The organism is Bacillus sp. NEAU-CP5 (genome assembly GCF_026420705.1).
In the GTDB taxonomy this organism is placed as follows: domain Bacteria; phylum Bacillota; class Bacilli; order Bacillales; family Bacillaceae; genus Bacillus; species Bacillus velezensis.
The window spans coordinates 475,236-492,923 of the sequence record NZ_JAPMOV010000002.1 but is presented as its reverse complement, the minus strand read 5'-3'; the positions used below and the strand labels follow the sequence as shown (position 1 = coordinate 492,923).

The 17,688-nt window shown below is 45.4% G+C and carries 23 protein-coding genes and 1 tRNA gene; 17 read left to right on the top strand and 7 right to left on the bottom strand.

Features of this window, described 5'->3' with window-relative positions; genetic code table 11:
• Positions 1-25 precede the first annotated feature (25 nt).
• Genes OTK50_RS07570 through pstB (OTK50_RS07550) form a run of 5 tightly spaced genes read left to right on the top strand, consistent with a single transcriptional unit; the run spans position 26 to position 4,409 of the window.
• Positions 26-928 (top strand): phosphate ABC transporter substrate-binding protein, encoded by a 903-nt coding sequence (locus tag OTK50_RS07570; protein WP_007408304.1) that lies wholly within the window; start codon positions 26-28, stop codon positions 926-928.
• A gap of 48 nt (positions 929-976) precedes the next feature.
• Complete coding sequence (gene pstC / locus OTK50_RS07565; RefSeq protein WP_224223676.1) at positions 977-1,906, top strand: phosphate ABC transporter permease subunit PstC; 930 nt, start codon at positions 977-979, stop codon at positions 1,904-1,906.
• Positions 1,906-2,790 (top strand): phosphate ABC transporter permease PstA, encoded by an 885-nt coding sequence (pstA, locus tag OTK50_RS07560; RefSeq protein WP_224223675.1) that lies wholly within the window; start codon positions 1,906-1,908, stop codon positions 2,788-2,790. Before pstC ends, pstA begins: the two co-directional genes overlap by 1 nt.
• A gap of 18 nt (positions 2,791-2,808) precedes the next feature.
• The gene (gene pstB / locus OTK50_RS07555; protein WP_224223674.1) at positions 2,809-3,615 is read left to right on the top strand and encodes a phosphate ABC transporter ATP-binding protein PstB; all 807 of its coding nucleotides are present in this window, start codon (positions 2,809-2,811) and stop codon (positions 3,613-3,615) included.
• Between the two features lie 11 nt (positions 3,616-3,626).
• Positions 3,627-4,409 carry a phosphate ABC transporter ATP-binding protein PstB gene (gene pstB / locus OTK50_RS07550; RefSeq protein ID WP_003153040.1) on the top strand — a complete coding sequence of 261 codons (783 nt, stop codon included), beginning with the start codon at positions 3,627-3,629 and terminating at the stop codon, positions 4,407-4,409.
• 99 nt (positions 4,410-4,508) lie between these two features.
• Here the strand turns inward: pstB (OTK50_RS07550) and OTK50_RS07545 are convergent, their stop codons facing one another.
• Positions 4,509-4,973 (bottom strand): endolytic transglycosylase MltG, encoded by a 465-nt coding sequence (locus tag OTK50_RS07545; protein ID WP_007408308.1) that lies wholly within the window; start codon positions 4,971-4,973, stop codon positions 4,509-4,511.
• Positions 4,970-5,323 carry a hypothetical protein gene (locus OTK50_RS07540; protein WP_003153047.1) on the bottom strand — a complete coding sequence of 118 codons (354 nt, stop codon included), beginning with the start codon at positions 5,321-5,323 and terminating at the stop codon, positions 4,970-4,972. Before OTK50_RS07540 ends, OTK50_RS07545 begins: the two co-directional genes overlap by 4 nt.
• Before the next feature lie 346 nt (positions 5,324-5,669).
• On the opposite strand from OTK50_RS07540, the gene rpmG reads away from it, so the two are divergent.
• The 3 genes from rpmG to OTK50_RS07525 all read left to right on the top strand — a co-directional run bounded on the left by rpmG (position 5,670) and on the right by OTK50_RS07525 (position 6,696).
• Positions 5,670-5,819 carry a 50S ribosomal protein L33 gene (rpmG, locus tag OTK50_RS07535; RefSeq protein WP_003153056.1) on the top strand — a complete coding sequence of 50 codons (150 nt, stop codon included), beginning with the start codon at positions 5,670-5,672 and terminating at the stop codon, positions 5,817-5,819.
• A 78-nt stretch (positions 5,820-5,897) separates the two neighbouring features.
• Positions 5,898-6,452 carry a 5-formyltetrahydrofolate cyclo-ligase gene (locus tag OTK50_RS07530; RefSeq protein WP_038459203.1) on the top strand — a complete coding sequence of 185 codons (555 nt, stop codon included), beginning with the start codon at positions 5,898-5,900 and terminating at the stop codon, positions 6,450-6,452.
• A gap of 70 nt (positions 6,453-6,522) precedes the next feature.
• The gene (locus OTK50_RS07525; protein WP_007408311.1) at positions 6,523-6,696 is read left to right on the top strand and encodes a hypothetical protein; all 174 of its coding nucleotides are present in this window, start codon (positions 6,523-6,525) and stop codon (positions 6,694-6,696) included.
• A gap of 75 nt (positions 6,697-6,771) precedes the next feature.
• Here the strand turns inward: OTK50_RS07525 and nhaC are convergent, their stop codons facing one another.
• Positions 6,772-8,136, bottom strand: coding sequence for a Na+/H+ antiporter NhaC (gene nhaC, locus OTK50_RS07520; RefSeq protein WP_022552955.1), 1,365 nt, complete (start codon positions 8,134-8,136; stop codon positions 6,772-6,774).
• 197 nt (positions 8,137-8,333) lie between these two features.
• Between nhaC and OTK50_RS07515 the strand changes: the two genes are divergently transcribed.
• From OTK50_RS07515 to OTK50_RS07495, 5 genes are all read left to right on the top strand, one after another.
• A complete protein-coding gene (locus tag OTK50_RS07515; RefSeq protein WP_007612586.1) occupies positions 8,334-8,543 on the top strand; it encodes a YqgQ family protein in 210 nt (69 codons plus the stop codon).
• A gap of 34 nt (positions 8,544-8,577) precedes the next feature.
• Positions 8,578-9,540, top strand: coding sequence for a glucose kinase GlcK (gene glcK, locus OTK50_RS07510; protein WP_003153068.1), 963 nt, complete (start codon positions 8,578-8,580; stop codon positions 9,538-9,540).
• 82 nt (positions 9,541-9,622) lie between these two features.
• Entirely contained in the window at positions 9,623-10,750 is a 1,128-nt protein-coding gene (locus tag OTK50_RS07505) for a M14 family metallocarboxypeptidase (protein WP_007408314.1), read from the top strand.
• A gap of 72 nt (positions 10,751-10,822) precedes the next feature.
• Positions 10,823-11,860: a hypothetical protein gene (locus tag OTK50_RS07500; protein WP_020956082.1), complete on the top strand. Its 1,038-nt coding sequence runs from the start codon at positions 10,823-10,825 to the stop codon at positions 11,858-11,860.
• A gap of 5 nt (positions 11,861-11,865) precedes the next feature.
• A complete protein-coding gene (locus OTK50_RS07495) occupies positions 11,866-12,180 on the top strand; it encodes an MTH1187 family thiamine-binding protein (RefSeq protein WP_003153073.1) in 315 nt (104 codons plus the stop codon).
• Positions 12,181-12,212: 32 nt separating this feature from the next.
• Here OTK50_RS07495 and OTK50_RS07490 read toward each other — a convergent pair whose 3' ends face one another.
• Positions 12,213-12,386 carry a DUF2759 domain-containing protein gene (locus OTK50_RS07490; protein ID WP_003153076.1) on the bottom strand — a complete coding sequence of 58 codons (174 nt, stop codon included), beginning with the start codon at positions 12,384-12,386 and terminating at the stop codon, positions 12,213-12,215.
• A gap of 154 nt (positions 12,387-12,540) precedes the next feature.
• On the opposite strand from OTK50_RS07490, the gene OTK50_RS07485 reads away from it, so the two are divergent.
• Entirely contained in the window at positions 12,541-13,179 is a 639-nt protein-coding gene (locus OTK50_RS07485) for an MBL fold metallo-hydrolase (protein ID WP_012117988.1), read from the top strand.
• A 39-nt stretch (positions 13,180-13,218) separates the two neighbouring features.
• Here the strand turns inward: OTK50_RS07485 and OTK50_RS07480 are convergent, their stop codons facing one another.
• Entirely contained in the window at positions 13,219-13,464 is a 246-nt protein-coding gene (locus OTK50_RS07480; protein WP_003153078.1) for a DUF2626 domain-containing protein, read from the bottom strand.
• A 236-nt stretch (positions 13,465-13,700) separates the two neighbouring features.
• Here OTK50_RS07480 and OTK50_RS07475 point away from each other — a divergent pair, with 236 nt between their 5' ends.
• Positions 13,701-14,081: a Spx/MgsR family RNA polymerase-binding regulatory protein gene (locus OTK50_RS07475; RefSeq protein ID WP_003153079.1), complete on the top strand. Its 381-nt coding sequence runs from the start codon at positions 13,701-13,703 to the stop codon at positions 14,079-14,081.
• A gap of 64 nt (positions 14,082-14,145) precedes the next feature.
• On the opposite strand, the gene OTK50_RS07470 is transcribed toward OTK50_RS07475, so the two are convergent.
• A tRNA-Gln gene (locus OTK50_RS07470) sits at positions 14,146-14,216 on the bottom strand.
• A 71-nt stretch (positions 14,217-14,287) separates the two neighbouring features.
• On the opposite strand from OTK50_RS07470, the gene OTK50_RS07465 reads away from it, so the two are divergent.
• On the top strand, positions 14,288-15,118 hold the full coding sequence (locus tag OTK50_RS07465; protein WP_015240214.1) for an STAS domain-containing protein: 831 nt from the start codon (positions 14,288-14,290) through the stop codon (positions 15,116-15,118).
• Positions 15,119-15,155: 37 nt separating this feature from the next.
• Here the strand turns inward: OTK50_RS07465 and OTK50_RS07460 are convergent, their stop codons facing one another.
• On the bottom strand, positions 15,156-16,457 hold the full coding sequence (locus OTK50_RS07460) for a hemolysin family protein (protein ID WP_020956081.1): 1,302 nt from the start codon (positions 16,455-16,457) through the stop codon (positions 15,156-15,158).
• A 145-nt stretch (positions 16,458-16,602) separates the two neighbouring features.
• On the opposite strand from OTK50_RS07460, the gene OTK50_RS07455 reads away from it, so the two are divergent.
• Entirely contained in the window at positions 16,603-17,553 is a 951-nt protein-coding gene (locus tag OTK50_RS07455; protein ID WP_007408319.1) for a magnesium transporter CorA family protein, read from the top strand.
• Positions 17,554-17,688: the final 135 nt, after the last annotated feature.

Sequence of the window (17,688 nt, the reverse complement as noted above, 5' to 3'; positions counted from 1 at the left end):
ATTAAATGCAGGGGGAATTCAGGAAATGAAAAAAAACAAATGGATGCTTATGCTTCTGATGGCTGCTGTTATGATTGTTGCTGCAGCATGCGGAAATGCAAAGGAAAGCGGCAAGACAGACAGTCAATCTGCAAGTGAGGATAAAAAAGCATCAGGTTCTTTAACCATTTCTGGTTCATCAGCCATGCAGCCGTTAGTACTGGCAGCGGCGGAAAAGTTTATGGAAAAACATCCGGATGCTGATGTGCAGGTGCAAGCGGGAGGTTCAGGAACAGGTCTTTCGCAAGTGTCTGAAGGGGCAGTGCAAATCGGCAACTCAGATGTCTTTGCTGAAGAAAAGGAAGGCATTGATGCAAAAGCCCTAAAAGACCACCGAGTAGCGGTAGTGGCGATGGCGGCTGCGGTCAACCCCGGTGCGGGCGTAAAGGATATAACCAAAAAACAGCTGACAGACGTCTTTACAGGAAAAATTAAAAACTGGAAAGAGCTTGGCGGTAAAGATCAAAAAATTACACTTGTGAACCGTCCTGATTCATCAGGAACACGCGCTACGTTCGTCAAATACGCGCTTGACGGAGCAGATCCTGCTGAGGGCATTACAGAGGATTCCTCCAATACAGTCAAAAAAATCATTGCGGAAACGCCGGGAGCTATCGGTTATCTGGCATTCTCTTATATAAACGATGACAAAGTAACGCCTTTATCGATCGGAGGCATCAAACCGGAAGAGAAAAACGTCGTCACAGGCGAGTATCCGATTTGGGCTTACGAGCACTCTTATACGAAAGGTGAAGCGTCAGGCCTTACAAAAACGTTTCTTGACTATATGAACAGCGATGAAGTACAGAAAAGTATCGTAAAAGATCAAGGCTACATTCCGATCTCTGATATGAAAGTCACACGTGACGCAAACGGCAAGCAAAGCTGAGGGGAGGGCGGGCTCCCCGCCTCTTCTTCTTTATAGGAGTGTAAACAAATGATAAATCACAGAGAAAAAGAGTCTGTAAGCGAACGCTTAATAAGCTCAAAACAAAACAGGCAAATGGATGAAGTCCGCGGAAGGGTGATTGTGTCTGTGTGTGCCGCGATTATCATTGCGGCATCAGCGGCGATCACAATTTTTCTCGGCATTAAGGGGCTGCAATCTTTTTTTGTAAATGGTGTAAGCCCGATTGAGTTCTTAACAGGTCTGAATTGGAATCCAACCCAGGCAAAACCTGAGTTCGGCGCGCTGCCTTTTATTTTCGGATCATTTGCGGTCACGGTTCTGTCGGCTCTGATCGCAGCGCCCCTCGGTATTGCGGGTGCCGTGTTTATGACGGAAATTGCGCCGACTTGGGGAAAAAAGGTGCTGCAGCCGGTAATTGAGCTGCTTGTCGGCATTCCGTCCGTCGTTTATGGATTCATAGGTCTTACAGTATTGGTTCCGTTTATCGGCTCTTTTAAATCAAGCGGAACGGGTCACAGCCTTCTGGCGGGGACGATCGTACTCTCGGTAATGATTCTGCCGACTGTTACATCGATTTCCGCTGATGCGCTTGCGTCACTTCCGAAACATCTTCGCGACGGTTCATACGCGCTTGGTGCGACGAGGTGGCAGACAATCAGAAAGGTGCTTATCCCGGCGGCGTTTCCGACATTGCTGACCGCCGTCGTGCTCGGGATGGCAAGAGCGTTCGGAGAAGCACTCGCCGTACAGATGGTTATCGGAAATACAAAGCTTCTGCCGGAAAGCCTGCTTGATACGGCGGGAACATTAACGACGATTATTACGTTAAACATGGGCCATACCACATACGGCAGTATTGAAAATAATACGTTATGGTCTATGGGGCTTGTTCTTCTTATCATGTCGTTTCTGTTTATATTGCTCATACGCTACTTGTCATCTAGGAGGAAAGTGTAATGAACCGGAAAATAACGGATAAATTGGCCACCGGTGTATTCGGGTTATGCGCCGCTGTAATCGCGGCGATTTTGGCAGGATTGTTTTTGTACATTCTTATTCACGGCGTCTCTGAAATCTCCTTGCATTTTCTTACGTCAAAATCGAGCGCCATTGCCTCAGGCGGCGGAATACGGGATCAGCTTTTTAACTCCTTTTACATTCTGTTTATCACCATGCTGATCACGATACCGCTTGGTGTGGGGGGCGGCGTCTTTATGGCTGAATATGCGCCCAAAAATAAAATCACTGATTTTATCAGAACGTGTATTGAGGTGCTGTCTTCGCTTCCGTCCATTGTCATCGGGATGTTCGGCATGCTGATGTTTGTAAACCTGACCGGATGGGGCTACACGATTATCGGAGGCGCGCTCGCATTAACGGTCTTTAACCTTCCCGTTATGGTCCGGGTGACAGAAGGCGCGCTCACTGCAGTTCCTAAGGAGCTGAAAGAAGCTTCTCTCGCTTTAGGTGTATCGAGATGGCATACCGTCAAAACGGTGCTGATTCCGAGTGCGATTCCTTCGATTTTAACCGGAGCCATTCTCGCATCAGGAAGAGTATTCGGAGAAGCGGCCGCATTGTTATTTACAGCAGGATTGACAACGCCGCGGCTGAATTTTACGGATTTGAACCCGTTTTCTGAAGCATCTCCTTTCAACATTTTCAGGCCGGCTGAGACGCTGGCGGTTCATATATGGAGTGTCAATACGCAGGGAATCATCCCTGACGCCGAAGCGATTGCAAACGGCGGCTCGGCGGTGCTGGTGATTTCGGTGCTCTTGTTTAACCTTTGTGCAAGATGGCTCGGATCTGTCATTTATAAAAAGCTTACGGCAAATTAATCGGAAAGAGGCGAAAACATGATTGACCACATCATCAGGGAACATGCGGAACAGACAAAGTGTTCGCCGGAGTCTTCAATTTTGGAAGTGAAGCATTTATCAATTTATTATGGTGACAAACAAGCGGTTAAAGATGTAAACATGAATATTGAAAAACATGCGGTGACGGCTCTGATCGGTCCGTCCGGCTGCGGGAAATCAACATTTTTGAGACAGATTAACAGAATGAACGATGCCATTCCTTCGGCAAGAAGCGAGGGAGAGATCCTTTATGAAGGGCTGAATATTTTGGGGGAAGCGATTAATATCGTGTCTCTCAGACGGGAGATCGGTATGGTGTTTCAAAAACCGAATCCGTTTCCGAAATCCATTTACAATAACATCACACATGCGCTGAAGTATGCGGGTGAACGCAGGAAAGCCGTTTTGGATGATGCGGTCGAAGAAAGCTTAACGAAGGCGGCGCTTTGGGATGAAGTCAAAGACCGGCTTCATTCATCGGCTCTGTCGTTATCAGGCGGCCAGCAGCAGCGCCTTTGCATCGCCCGTACGCTTGCGATGAAACCTGCCGTACTTCTTTTAGATGAACCCGCTTCAGCTCTGGACCCTATTTCAAACGCCAGAATCGAGACGCTTTTGACAGAACTGAAAAAAGATTATTCGATTATTATCGTTACGCATAACATGCAGCAGGCGCTGAGGGTGTCTGACCGAACGGCTTTCTTTTTAAACGGGGAAGTGGTGGAATACGGGCAGACAGAACAAATTTTTACGAGTCCTAAAGCGCAAAAGACAGATGATTACATTAACGGAAAGTTCGGATAGGGGGAAGGACTGTGAGCCTTGTGAAGGAAGCGGTGCACACACAGAATTTATTTGATATTCACGGCATGAACGTATGGTACGGAGCCCATCAGGCTTTAAAAGACATTACGATCGGTTTTGAGGAGCGGAAGGTAACTGCGATCATCGGTCCGTCCGGCTGCGGGAAATCCACTTTTATTAAAACATTAAACTTAATGCTGCAAATGGCCCCGAATGTCAAAGTGACAGGCGACATGATCTATAACGGGCGCAATCTGCTGAAAGAAAAGACGGATGCGGCAGAATTAAGAAAACAGATCGGTATGGTGTTTCAAAAAGGCAATCCGTTTCCCCAGTCGATATTTGAGAATGTCGTGTACGGTCCGAGAATTCACGGCGAAAAAAATAAAAAGAAACTGCTTGAAATCGCCGAGGAATCTTTAAAGGCAGCTGCGCTCTGGGATGAAGTGAAAGACCGCCTTCACCAGCAGGCGCTTTCACTGTCAGGCGGTCAGCAGCAGCGGCTGTGCATCGCAAGGGCGCTCGCCACAAAACCGGACGTCCTTCTGATGGATGAACCGACGTCTGCTCTTGATCCCGTGTCCACGCGGAAAATAGAAGAGCTGATTTTGACATTGAAAGAAAAGTATACAATTGTCATTGTGACGCACAACATGCAGCAGGCTGCGAGGGTCTCTGATCAAACCGCGTTTTTCTATATGGGCGAACTGGTAGAGTGGGGGGATACGGGCAAAATATTTTCTCAGCCGGATCATCAAAAAACACATGATTATATCACCGGAAAATTCGGATGAAAAAAACGGGCCCGGCCATTGACCGGGTCCGTTTTATACTGTCTATTAAAAAAGCCTGCCGGCCGTATCCATCTGAATGGACGATGCCTGCAAGCTTTTTTAGCGGGTTAATGTTTTGACGATTTTTTTAAAGCTCATATCTGAGTCGACTTTGAAATGGCCGGCGCGGATTTCTTTATGGTAGCCTGCGTCAATGACGTAATCATTAAAGTCCTTCGCTGAAGGAATAATCCCTTCTTTTTCAAGAATGGATGACACATCAGCAGTGCTCATTCCGTCTTTAATCGTCAGTTTGTATGTTACTTTTTTCTTTTTGGCGTCTGTGTTTTGGTCGTTGTTTAACGATTTTTCTTTAGAATCAAGCAGTTTTTGATAGTCATCCCGGTTGACGGAGACTTTTTGCTGATCGTCGAGGTAGCTGTTTACTTCTTTTTCTGTCAATGCTGTTTTTTCGGTTTTAACGGCGGCTGCCTGGTCATGGTCAGTCAAGTAGAAGACAGCGGCGAGGACGGCCGTCGCTAAAATCATGCCTGCTGCAAAAGCCTGAATGCCCCGTTTTGTCATACGAGCACCTTCTCATTATCTTTAATAATGGTATTGACGTCCTCGACAGACACGTGCTCCGCTTTTGCGATGGCTTCCGCAGACATTCCGTTGTTATATTTTGAAATGATTTGTTTGGCGATTTTTTGATTAATGCCGCTGCTTTTGGCTTTGCGGATCACGAGGTTGGTTTCCAGCAATTCTTCTTCAAGCACCGTCATTTTCTTTTTCAGCTTGTAAATTTCCTGCATAGCGGAAAGCTGAAGCGTTTCAAGCTCCTGTTCTACATCTTTCATCGGATCTCTTTGAGAATATGAGAATGCAATAAGCGCTATACTGACGATAAACAACGCAATAATAGCAATTTCCACGTTTCATCACCTTCTATTATTAATTTGCCCTTCTTTTTTATACCATAAAACGCCGCCATTCTAAAGGAAATAGAGAAAAAAACGGAATTTTGTCGGGAAATCTTTTTTATTCGGGGAGCAAACGGTTATTTCTCTATAGATTTCGCATCAGAAAGCCCTTTTTTGTCCTGTTTCGTCATATTTTCCCTTCATCTGACGCAAGCTCATTCAGAGGATCAGAAGCGTAAACTGATGTTTTCTGCACTTAAACAACATTTCATGTAAATCACTCTAGCATTCCGTCCATTATAGTGGTATTATATATAAGTCTGAATAAGTAAATGATATTTAGTTTGGAGGGAAAATAATGCGCGTTAATATTACTTTGGCTTGCACTGAATGTGGTGAGCGTAACTATATTTCTAAAAAGAACAAACGCAACAATCCGGACCGCGTTGAATTTAAAAAATATTGCCCACGTGATAAAAAATCTACGTTACACCGTGAAACAAAATAAGCTGTTTAAAACAGCGGAAAAAGCTGGAGCTTTCAATAAAGTTCTGGCTTTTTTGTCTTTCAGGGAGGTTTGAGAAACGTGAAAGCGCAAATCAGAACCGATATAAAAGCAAAGCTTTCTGACATGACAGAAAGTGAATGGGAGAAAAAATGCCGCAGCATGCGTGAAACGCTGTTTTCTTTAAAAGAATGGAAACAGGCCCGCGTGATCGCCGTTACCATCTCGACACGCCTGGAAATTCCGACACGGCCGATTATTGAACAGGCCTGGAAAGAGAAAAAACAAGTCTGTATCCCAAAATGCTTTCCGCAGACGGGAGCGATGGAGTTCCGTACATTTTCTGCGTATGATCAGCTGGAAACCGTATATGCGGGCCTCAGTGAACCGATCGAGAGCCTGACGGAAAAAGCCGCCCAAAATGACATTGACCTTGTGATTGTGCCAGGCGTGGCTTTTGACCGGGAAGGCTTCAGAATCGGATACGGCGGAGGATATTATGATCGGTACCTGTCCGGTTATAAAGGCCGTACCGTGTCGCTTCTCTTTGACTGCCAGCTGACAGACCGCATTCCCCGCATGCCCCACGATATTCCGGTCGATATGATCGTGACTGAATCTGAAACCATCGCTTAATCGCATAAAAAACTTCTTGCACCGGAATAATTCTCGCTGTTTGACAAACGATAGGGGCAGGAGGGATAAGATGAAAAAATTGTTGATCTACTCATTATGCGCCGTATCTGTTTTAGCCGTTTACCAAAACCGCTACCGTCTGATGAACAGCGTGCTCAGCCAGCCGGGGATCAGACGGTCATTCATTCATTTCTTTTTAAAAATACCGTTTATCAGAAACAAATTCATTCAGCAGGCATTTTAAACAAATCCCGTTTTTCAGCGGGATTTTTTGCATAAGAAAACCTGCCGGTAAAAAACGGCAGGTTTTCTCGTATTGTCAGCTTTTTTTCAGGAAACCGAGCAGAATTGAGATCATAGGAGAAATGTACAGAAAAAAGGTAAACGGCAGGTAGTCGATGACGGAAACCCCTAATGCGCTTGCCATAAAAGCGCCGCTTACTCCCCAGGGAATCAGCGGGTTGATCAATGTTCCGCCGTCCTCAAGCGACCGCGCAAGGTGAATCCGCTTAATGCTGAGCTTGTCATATAAAGGTTTATAAGATTGACCCGGAATTAAAATCGACAAATACTGCTCACCTGTCGCAAGGTTTACGCCTATACTTGAGAAGACGGTCGCCATGACAAGACGTCCTTTCGTATGCACGCCTTTTATCAATCCTTGAAGCAGCGCCGCGATCAGGCCCGTTTTTTCCATCAGGCCGCCGAGCGCAAAGGCGATCATGATCAGAGAGACTGAACCCATCATCGATTGGAGCCCGCCTCTGTTGATAATGCTGGCCACAGCCTGGTCGCCGGTTTTAAACGCTGTCCCGCTTTGCAGGGCGGATATAAATCCTTGAATGCTGCTGTCAGGAATAAAAACAGCAGTCAGAAGCCCTGCGGAAATAATACCGGCGGTAAGCACCGGAATCACGGAAACCCGTCTCACAGCTAAAATGATCACCAACAGAGGTGAAAGAAGCGACCAAGGCGTAACGTGCACGGCCTCTTTCATTCCGGAAATGACAGCCTCAATATTTTGCGTTGAAGCGGCATTTATTGAAACCGATGAACCGAGAATATAAAAAAGAACAATCGTGATCAGCAGTGCCGGAACGGTAGTGCCCATCATATGGCGAATATGCTTAAAAATCGGAATTTCGCCGATTCCGGCGGCAAAATTCGTCGTGTCGGACATCGGTGACATTTTATCACCGAAACAAGCCCCGCAAATGACTGCTCCCGCCGTCCATTCGAGCGGAACTCCCGCCGCGCTTGCTACCCCTAACAGCGCGACGCCGATTGTACTGACAGTTGTCAGACTTGAGCCGACAAGCGTGCTGATGATCATGCAGGAAAATAATGCGGTCAAAAGCAGTTGACTCGGCTGTATAATTGACAAAGCGTAAACGGTGACGGTGGGAATGGCGCCGCTGTACATCCAGGCGCCGATCAGCACACCGATCAAAGCCAGCACGATAATCGGCTGCACACCGTTTTTCAATCCGCTGACAATTCCTTTTTCAAGACTGTCCCACGAGAAACCGAGCCACAAACCTGCCAGAGACAGAATAATGACGCAAAAGAACAGCGGCATATGCGGCTCTGTATGAAAGAAAAACAGGCAGGAAATAATGACTGCTAACATCAAGACAAATAAACTGATGGCTGAGATGAACGTCAGCCTTTTTTCTTGTTTCAAAACAACACCCCATCAAACTTTAATCCTTTTGTGCTTTTGGGCACGAAAGTATTGTAACAGAAAAACGCATAAATGAGTGTTTTTTTACAATTATGAATATACAATTTATGAAAATGACACAAGGATATTTTCTCCAATCGTTTTTTGCTTGACGCCCGGATCAGTGATGAAATACGCTTATATTAAGAAGAATAGAAATGGTGAAGCAGATGAATTCATTTTATGACGTGCAGCAGCTGTTTAAGTCATTCGGACATATCGTTTATTTCGGTGACAGACAAGCCGAAATTGACTTTATGAAAGATGAATTAAAGGAAATGTACTTGTCAAACGTGATTGAAAGAGAATTATGGCAAAAAGCCGCCGGAGTTCTTCAGAGAGAATCGGAGCGGATCAAAGGCAGATAACACAGCAGGATTTTAATAAGAAAAGGAGATTATTATGGAAGATACATGGTTTGCGGGGATTGATCTTGGCGGAACAACCATCAAGCTGGCCTTTATCAACATGTACGGTGAAATTCAGCATAAATGGGAAGTTCCGACCGATAAATCAGGAAACACAATTACGGTCACGATCGCCAAAGCGCTTGACCAGAAGCTGGAAGAACTGAACAAGCCGAAACGGATCGTAAAATGGATCGGAATGGGAGCGCCCGGACCCGTGGAAATGACGACGGGGATGGTCTATGAGACGACAAATATGGGGTGGAAAAACTATCCGCTGAAAGACCATCTCGAGGCGGAAACGGGTATTCCGGCCGTCATTGAAAACGATGCCAATATCGCAGCGCTCGGAGAAATGTGGAAGGGTGCAGGTGACGGGGCTAAAGATGTCATTTTAGTGACGCTCGGAACCGGAGTCGGCGGAGGCATCATCGTCAACGGAGAAATCGTTCACGGCAAAAACGGGGCCGGCGGAGAAATCGGTCATATTTGCAGTATTCCGGAAGGAGGAGCTCCGTGCAACTGCGGAAAATCCGGCTGCATCGAAACGATTGCGTCCGCAACCGGCATCGTCCGCATCGCGAAAGAAAAGCTTGCGGCGGTTTCCGACTCTTCGCTCTTACAAGTGCGCGATCTGACAGCACGTGACGTGTTCGAAGCGGCTAAACAGCAGGATAAGACAGCGCTTGAAGTCGTCGATTATGTCGCAAAACATTTAGGCCTCGTGCTCGGAAATCTGGCAAGCGCCATGAATCCGACGAAAATCGTGCTCGGCGGAGGCGTCTCCAAAGCGGGTGAAATCCTGCGGTCAAAAGTGGAAGAGACTTTCAAAATCACCGCGTTCCCGCGTTCTGCGGAAGCGGCCGATATTTCGATTGCGGCACTTGGAAATGACGCCGGAGTCATCGGCGGGGCGTGGATTGCCAAAAATGAATGGCTCAAACATCAAAACTGCTGAAGAAAGTCAGCCTGCCCATATCGCGGGCGGCTTTCTTTTTTTATCTCCCCAGTCATATAGTTTTTAAAAAAGGGGGATGAACATGGCGGGAATTCGTGTCAAACCTGAATTGAAACAGCATATGAAAGATATTGCAAAGGTGCTTTCAATTGATGAAAAACTGTTGAAAGCCGCTGATAAAACGGCGGAAAACGATGAATTATTTTGTCCCGGCTTTGCCGTGAGCGGGCAGTCAGAGGGTCCGCCGCTTGAGACGCTGAGCGGGCTTTCGCGATACATCCGGCACTGTGAAAGGATTCTTTCCGCTGATCAATGGGTGAAGGAAGAAAAGGTGTACGGCTCCGAATCGGTTTATGAAGAAATTGAGAAAATAACGGATGTCTTTCCGTTTGTCACGTGCCGTAAAATCGGCAGTTCCGTATTGGGAAAGCCGCTTTATGAGCTGAAAATAGGTGCGGATACGGCTGAAAGAAAAGTCCATGTAAACGCCTCATTTCATGCCAATGAATGGATCACCACCTCGGTCGCGCTTAAATGGTGTAAAGAATATTGCGCGGCATTATGCGAAAATAAAACCGTTTTCGGGCACTCTGCGCTTGATATATTCAGCCTGACATCATTGTCATTCGTTCCGCTCGTAAATCCCGACGGTGTTGATCTCGTACTTTACGGATGTGAAGATTTATCAGAAAAAAATGAATTTCTTAATCGATTAAATGAACACCGCCCGGATTTCCGCGAATGGAAGGCAAATATAAACGGTGTGGATTTAAATAAACATTTCCCATCCAATTGGGATATTGAACAGAGGCGCAAACCGAAAGCCCCTTCATACCGTGATTTTCCGGGGACGGCGCCGCTCACTGAACCGGAGGCGCAGGCGATGCACCGGCTGATAACGGAGCAGCCGCCTGACCGGCTGATCGCTCTTCATACGCAAGGAGAAGAGATTTATTGGGGATACGAAGAATGTGAACCGGAGCAATCATCCCGGATGATTCGGGAGTTTGAAGCGATAAGCGGAAACCGCTATCAAGGCGTTAAAACCATTGACAGCCATGCGGGTTTTAGGGATTGGTTTATACAGCAGTATGGAAAAGAGGGCTATACCATTGAGCTCGGGAAGGGAAAAAACCCTTTGCCTTTTCATCAGTTTGCTGATATTTATCAAGCGACGGAAGGTATTTTGTGGAGGTCGCTTGTTTTTTGAGACATCTGTGAAATTTCTCATTTGTTTACATAAACAAATATGGGACAATAGAAAAGAATGGAGGGAAGGCTGGTGAGATACTTGGTTTGTGTTCTGCTGTCCGCATTCGTTCTGTGTTTAGCGGCCTGTGAACCATCTCATCAGCAGCAAGACACAGGCGTTTCGGCAAAATCGGCAGAACAGAAAATCGTTCCGCTCAGTAAAAAGGAAGCGGAGAAAACGGAAGGATGGCTGGATAACAGAACGATCCTGTATACAGCACATCATCAGCTGATGAAATATGATCTTTTCAGCGGAAAATCCGAACGGCTCTATGAAACAAAGGGCAATATTGTCAATGTAAAGATCAGCCGGAAAAAACAGCTGATTCTCGTACAGGTGACAAGCAGCGGTCAGACTGAGCTTGTGCTTATGAACAAGCAGGGGAAAAGACTTTATCACAAAGCCTTTAACTCTTATGAACTGGAGACGGCTTGGAATCCGTATGACCCGTATCAAATGATGATTACCGTTTTTACTGAAACATGGGATTTCACTGCCTATACGGCCGATATGAACAACGGCATTTTAAAAAAGAGTCCCGTTCAGGCTCCTTTTGTCCATTGGACCTCCACTGATGAATTCCAATATATCAAGCAAGGAAAAACGGAGGAAGAGGGTCCTTTATATTCTTATGACTTGCAGACAAAAAAAGAAAAAAGAGTGCTTCATCACGTCATCTGGGCCGATTCCCGCCCGGGCATGACGATTGCCGTCAGACAAACGGATCAATCGGACGGAGACGGCGAGTTCCTTTTCCAAAAGCCGGCATCCGTGACGCACCGCTTTCCTCTCCAAAAAAAGTATCAGAGCTTTGCGCCGATGGAATATGATTACGATCAGACACACAAGCGGTTTTACATATTTAAGCCTGAAGGCCGCTCTTACAATCTGATCAGCTTTGACTTAGGAGACGAACGGGAGCGGACGGTGCTCAAAAACACGGAAATGGAGCCGATTCAGATCTCTCCGAACGGGGAATACGCTTTATACGGCTTTACGTATGACCGTCTGATTTCACTGAAAACAGGCATGACAGAACCAATCATAACAAATGAAAAAGGAGTTTGAACCAAATGGCAATTGCAGATGTGACAATCATTCCGATCGGAACAAAAACACCGAGCGTCAGTGAGTATGTAGCGGATGTGCAAAACATTTTGGAGGGTTACAAAGCTGCCGGCAAGATCAAATTTCAGCTCACGCCGATGAACACTTTGATTGAAGGTGAGCTGAGCGACTTATTCGCAGTCATTCAGGACATTCACGAAGCCCCGTTCCAAAAAGGGCTGCACAGAGTGGCGACAAATATCCGCATTGATGACAGACGTGATAAAGAAACGACACTGGAGAGCAAAATCAAAAGTGTCAGCAAACATTTGCAGCAATAAAAAATAAGCCTGTATCCATTGGATACAGGCTTTTAATGTGCAGTCGGATAGCCGCTGGTTACAACGGTCATTACGGTAAACCAGCCAAACACGCCCAGCGTGGCGGCGGCTAACAAAAATCCCAGGATATTTCTCTGTCTGACAGCCCGCAGGACTCCTAATACAGCTAATAATGCGACAAGGCCGAAGATTACAACAAGTAACATCATGCTCCTCCTTTGTCATTGGAACCTGAAAATCTTTCCATTTCATTTTAACCGTTTTCATTTTGTTTGTCGATAGCGTTTTCCCGGCCGCATTCATTGAATCTTCCGCAGAAAACCTTCATAATAAGGGCATATACATAAAGAGGTGATGAAAGTGAAATGGAGACGAATGCCGGCCGGTCCGATTCAGGCAAACGCGTATTTTCTTGTCAGTGAGGATCAGTCCTGTCTTATTTTTGATCCGGGCGGAGAAGCGGACAAAATCAACAATTACATAAAAGAAAACAATCTGAAGCCGCTGGCCATCTTACTGACGCACGCCCATTTTGACCATATCGGCGCGCTTGACGAAGTAAGAGACAGATGGGATGTTCCCGTATATCTTCACAAAAATGAAGAAAAGTGGCTGGAGGACTCTTCCTTAAACGGATCAGGCATATTGCGGGGCATCGCCGTAACGGCACGGCCCGCCGAACGGCTGATTGAAGGCGACGGCATATTGGACATCGGGCCTTTCCATTTGGAGACATTGTTTACGCCGGGACATTCACCGGGAAGCGTTTCTTATTATGTGAAGGACGCGGATCTGGTGATTTCAGGTGATGTGCTCTTTCAGGGAGGCATCGGCCGCACTGATTTACACGGCGGAAGTCAGGACGTATTGCTTGATTCCATTCATCAAAAACTGCTCACGCTTCCCGGATATACACTTGTGTTAAGCGGGCACGGGCCGGAAACGGATATTCAGACAGAGCAGGAGCGAAACCCGTTTATCAATGGTTTTTCACTGTAAATGAAAAAAGACAGACCATAATCGGTCTGTCTTTTTCTGTCAGTGGGTTCCGCCGCCCGGTGTCATAATAAAAATAGAGTAATATGTAAATCCGGCGAAAAATACGGTTAAGTAAGCTCCGAAAATATAAATATACATCCGCTCAGTCAGATTCAAATAAGAAAGAAATACGAAAAAGATCGTCTGTCCAAAAAACAAAAGTGAAGCGTCTTTCATGCCCCCTAAAAAAAACATGACTGCAAATATCCCCGTCCAAAATCCTAACACCCGGAACATGCGATTCATTCCTTATCCCCTCCCGAGAGTCTATCTGAAGTTTATTATAATAGATCGGCACTCGAAATGTAAACATTTTCATGATTATATTTATTGTGGAATTTATGTCTTTCCCTGTGTTTTATATCTTATGCCGCCCTCTGAAAAAGATCCGAAAAATCTTTTTGAAATATGTTTAATGAAAAAAAGTTCAGGGTACTTATGTTAACAAAGAGACGGATTATCCGAGGGAGGAATTTTTAAAAATGAAAGAACTTATTTTTTATTCATACCCGAGCTGCACATCATGCCGAAAAACGAAACATTGGTTAAAAGCCCACAATGTTGACTTTCAAGAGCGCCATCTATTCAGGGAGACACCGACAATTGATGAATTGAAGCAGATCTTATCATTAACGACTGAAGGAATTGATGAAATATTGGCGACGAGAAGTCAAACATTTAAAAATCTCAACCTGAACATTGAAGAAATGACTGTAAATGAAGTGCTGAAGCTTTTGACTGAGAAGCCGAAACTGCTGCGGCGTCCGATTCTGATCGATCGAAATAAGCTCGTTATCGGATACAATCCAGGAGAACTGATGAAGCTGACGAAGAAAAAAACGGTACATCAATCTGTATCATAAGAGAAAAACGAAGATCCGCTGATCAAAATTTATCAGCTAATCTTCGTTTTTTGCGGTTGCGGGACTGGGCTAGCTGGATTCGAACCAACGATCACGGAGTCAAAGTCCATTGCCTTACCGCTTGGCTATAGCCCATCGGATGTAATTACAGTATGTGCGTCCGGCGCCGATTTATACATACAAAGGAATTTGAATGGAGGAGACCCGTGAAACATTTGAGTGAAACATTATCTCGAACCTTAATTGAAGAATCAGGTGAAATCACACGCCAGTGGCTGCTCATACCAAAATCGGGGCGGCCTACAGATGATCAGAAAGCGGAAATGCAGCACCGTCTGTTAATTGAAATCGTTGCCGGCATTTTATCGGAAAAAGACGGCGGGGAAGAGGAGCTGACAAAATGGGCGCTTCAGTTCGCAAGGGACCGGGCCGTCCATGAAGTACCGGTCTATGAAAGCGTCACGAGCTTTAAAGAATTCCGGAGATTGGTCTGGAACCGCATACAGACGTGCTGTGAAACAATGTCTGAGAAGCCTGGGGCGAATGCGGTATTCCATTGGGGAGAGAAGCTGAACAAAGCAATTGACCATATGATTGAAGTATTTACAGAGGAATATTATAAAGTGACGGTTACACAATTAAACGCCCAAAAAGAAATGATTAACGAACTAAGTGCGCCGATTATGCCGATTGCCGACGGTATTGGAATTTTGCCGCTCGTCGGCGAAATTGACACCTACCGGGCAAAAATGATTTTGGAATCGGTGCTTGACCAATGTTCTTCACTCCGTCTTTCTTATTTATTTTTAGATATATCAGGTGTGCCGATTGTGGATACGATGGTCGCTTATCAGATTTTTAAAGTGATTGACAGCACAAAACTTCTTGGCATAGAAACGACAATCTCAGGCATCAGGCCGGAAATCGCGCAGACCGTCGTGAAGCTCGGCATCGATTTTTCTCAGGTGAAAACGGAGCAGAGTCTGGCGAAAGCGCTGGCAAAAAACGGATTTATCGTAAAAGAATCATTAAGATGATAAAAAGCTGAATGGCCGGGAGGGATTTCTCCCTCAGCTATTCAGCTTTGTCAGCTTCAATCGTAATGATATGATGGCTGTCGATTTCTTTTACCGTAAATGTGTAGCCTTCAAAATCAATGGTGCTTCCGGGCTTCGCGTCAATATGCTGAGTAAGAAACCAGCCTCCGAGTGTATCGACTTGATCAGCCGTAATCTCTGTTCCGAGTAAATCATTGACGTCACTGATCAGCAATTTGGCGTTCAGGAGATAGCGGTTCTTCCCAAGCTTTTGAACGGAAGGTGTTTCGTCCGTATCAAATTCGTCGCGGATTTCGCCGACGATCTCTTCAATGATATCTTCCGCCGTTACTAATCCCGCGGTTCCGCCGTACTCATCAATGAGAATGGCCATATGGGCGTGTTCCCGCTGCATTTTAACGAATAATTGATAAATCGGAATCGTCTCAATCACATGGATCGCCGGCTGGATGTAAGGGCTGAGTTCGTGTTTTGTAAACGCCGCTCCTTCTGACAGGAATCTGAATAAAACTTCTTTAATATTGATGATGCCGACTACATGATCTTTATCTCCTTTTACTACGGGATACCGGGTATATTTATTTGTTTTGATAATGTCCCGGAGCATATGTCCCGATCCGCTGTCTAACGGCAGGCTCACCATTTCATTCCGGGGCACCATAATTTCTTTGGCAGTGCGCTTATCAAATGTAAAAATGTTATTTACGTAATGCAGCTCGCTTTTTTTGATCATGCCGCTTCGATAGCTTTCGGCAAGGAGCACCCGCAATTCCTCTTCCGTATAAGCCATTTCATGTTCGGAAGCAGGCTTCAAGCCGAACATGGCTGTAATCAGGCGTGCGGAATGATTGAGCAGCCAGATGAACGGAAACATTAACTTATAAAACAAAATCATCGGTCTGGCAGATAAAAGTGTAATCCGCTCGGCTTTTTGGATAGCAAAACTTTTCGGGGCGAGTTCGCCGATGACGACATTCACATATGTAACCAGCAGAAAGGCGATGATTAATGACAGGACTTGGGCAACCGCTTCGTGAACTCCGGTTTTTAAAAATAACGGCTGAAGCATTGCTTTGACTGTCGGTTCACCCAGCCAGCCGATCCCCAAAGCGGTGACGGTGATGCCCAATTGGCACGCCGATAAATATTCATCGAGGTGTGTAATGACATGCTTGGCTGCTTTTGCTCCTTTTACATTTTCCTCAATGAGCTGATTAATGCGGGAGCGCCTTGCTTTAACGATTGAAAACTCTATGGCGACAAAACACGCCGTTAATAAAATAAATAGTACGATGGCAGATAGTTTGATGATATACAATGTAACGCCTTCCGCGAAGGAAGGCTTGCACCTCCCTTTTTTCGGAATAATACCACTGTAGAAAGCTGCTCAAACATCGAGCCTGGTTTAGCCCGCCTCATTTACGGTAATAAAACAAGAAAGCGATACTGGAGGATGACAAGAGATGAAGGTACATTCGGGAGCGGACTGGCTGTGGTACCAGCTCGGTCCGCATGAAAAAACGGAAGCGAAAAAAATGATCCATCACAATCACTGGCCGCAATGCGAAAAGTGGTTTGAACATGAAAATCATATAAACTTTCTGCGCTCAGATACAAATGATCAGAATAATGAAGCGGTTTTCGGTTCTTTAATCTATCATCAAGGATTAGATGATGAAAAAAACCATACCGTATTTCACTTTTATATTACGAGAGACTTCTTTTTTACAATTAATTTTGATTTTTCGCTGCTGCGCGGTGTAAAAGAAAAGCATGCCACACAGCAGATTCAAACCTGTGAAAATCCGATTGAAGGCTTTTTTGTTCTGCTGGGAGAGCTGATGAATTCCTATCTGATCGGACTGGATGAATTTGAAGTCAAGCAGCGGACGCTGAAATGGCAGATTCATGATGACAACAGCAAAGGAATCTTGGAAAATGTGCATAAACTGCGCCATGAGCTGTTCATTTGGAAAGGCCTTACACTGGGGGCTAAAAAAGTGGAAATGGCTTTAAAAGAAGCTTTTCTCCCGAAAAATGACAGGCAGAAAGATTACCTGAGAGCTCATCAAAAGATGGAAAGAGGAATTACATATATCAATGAGTTTGATCAGGAATTGAGCAATCTGCTGCACGCCGAGGAAGTCATTACCTCCCAAAGAGGAAATGAAATTGTGAAAGCCTTGACGATCTTTACAACTCTCTTTACACCGATGACGGCGCTTGGAGCTCTCTGGGGGATGAACTTTGATAACATGCCGGAGCTTCATTGGAAATATGCGTATATTTGTTCCATCGTGCTCATTATTGTATCAACCCTGCTGATTTATATTTATCTGCGGCAGAAAGGCTGGACTGGGGACATTTTGAGGGAGCATCAAAAAAAATATTTGCGGAAAGAAAAGAAACGCTAAGAAGAGCAGGCAAACGCCTGCTTTTTTTGATGGCTGGATGAAAATGGCCGAATGGTTCCCGATTTCATTCGGTAAATCAAAGTCAGGGGGCTTATTTTTTATTTTTTTACGTTTTACACACTGTAAAACGCATAA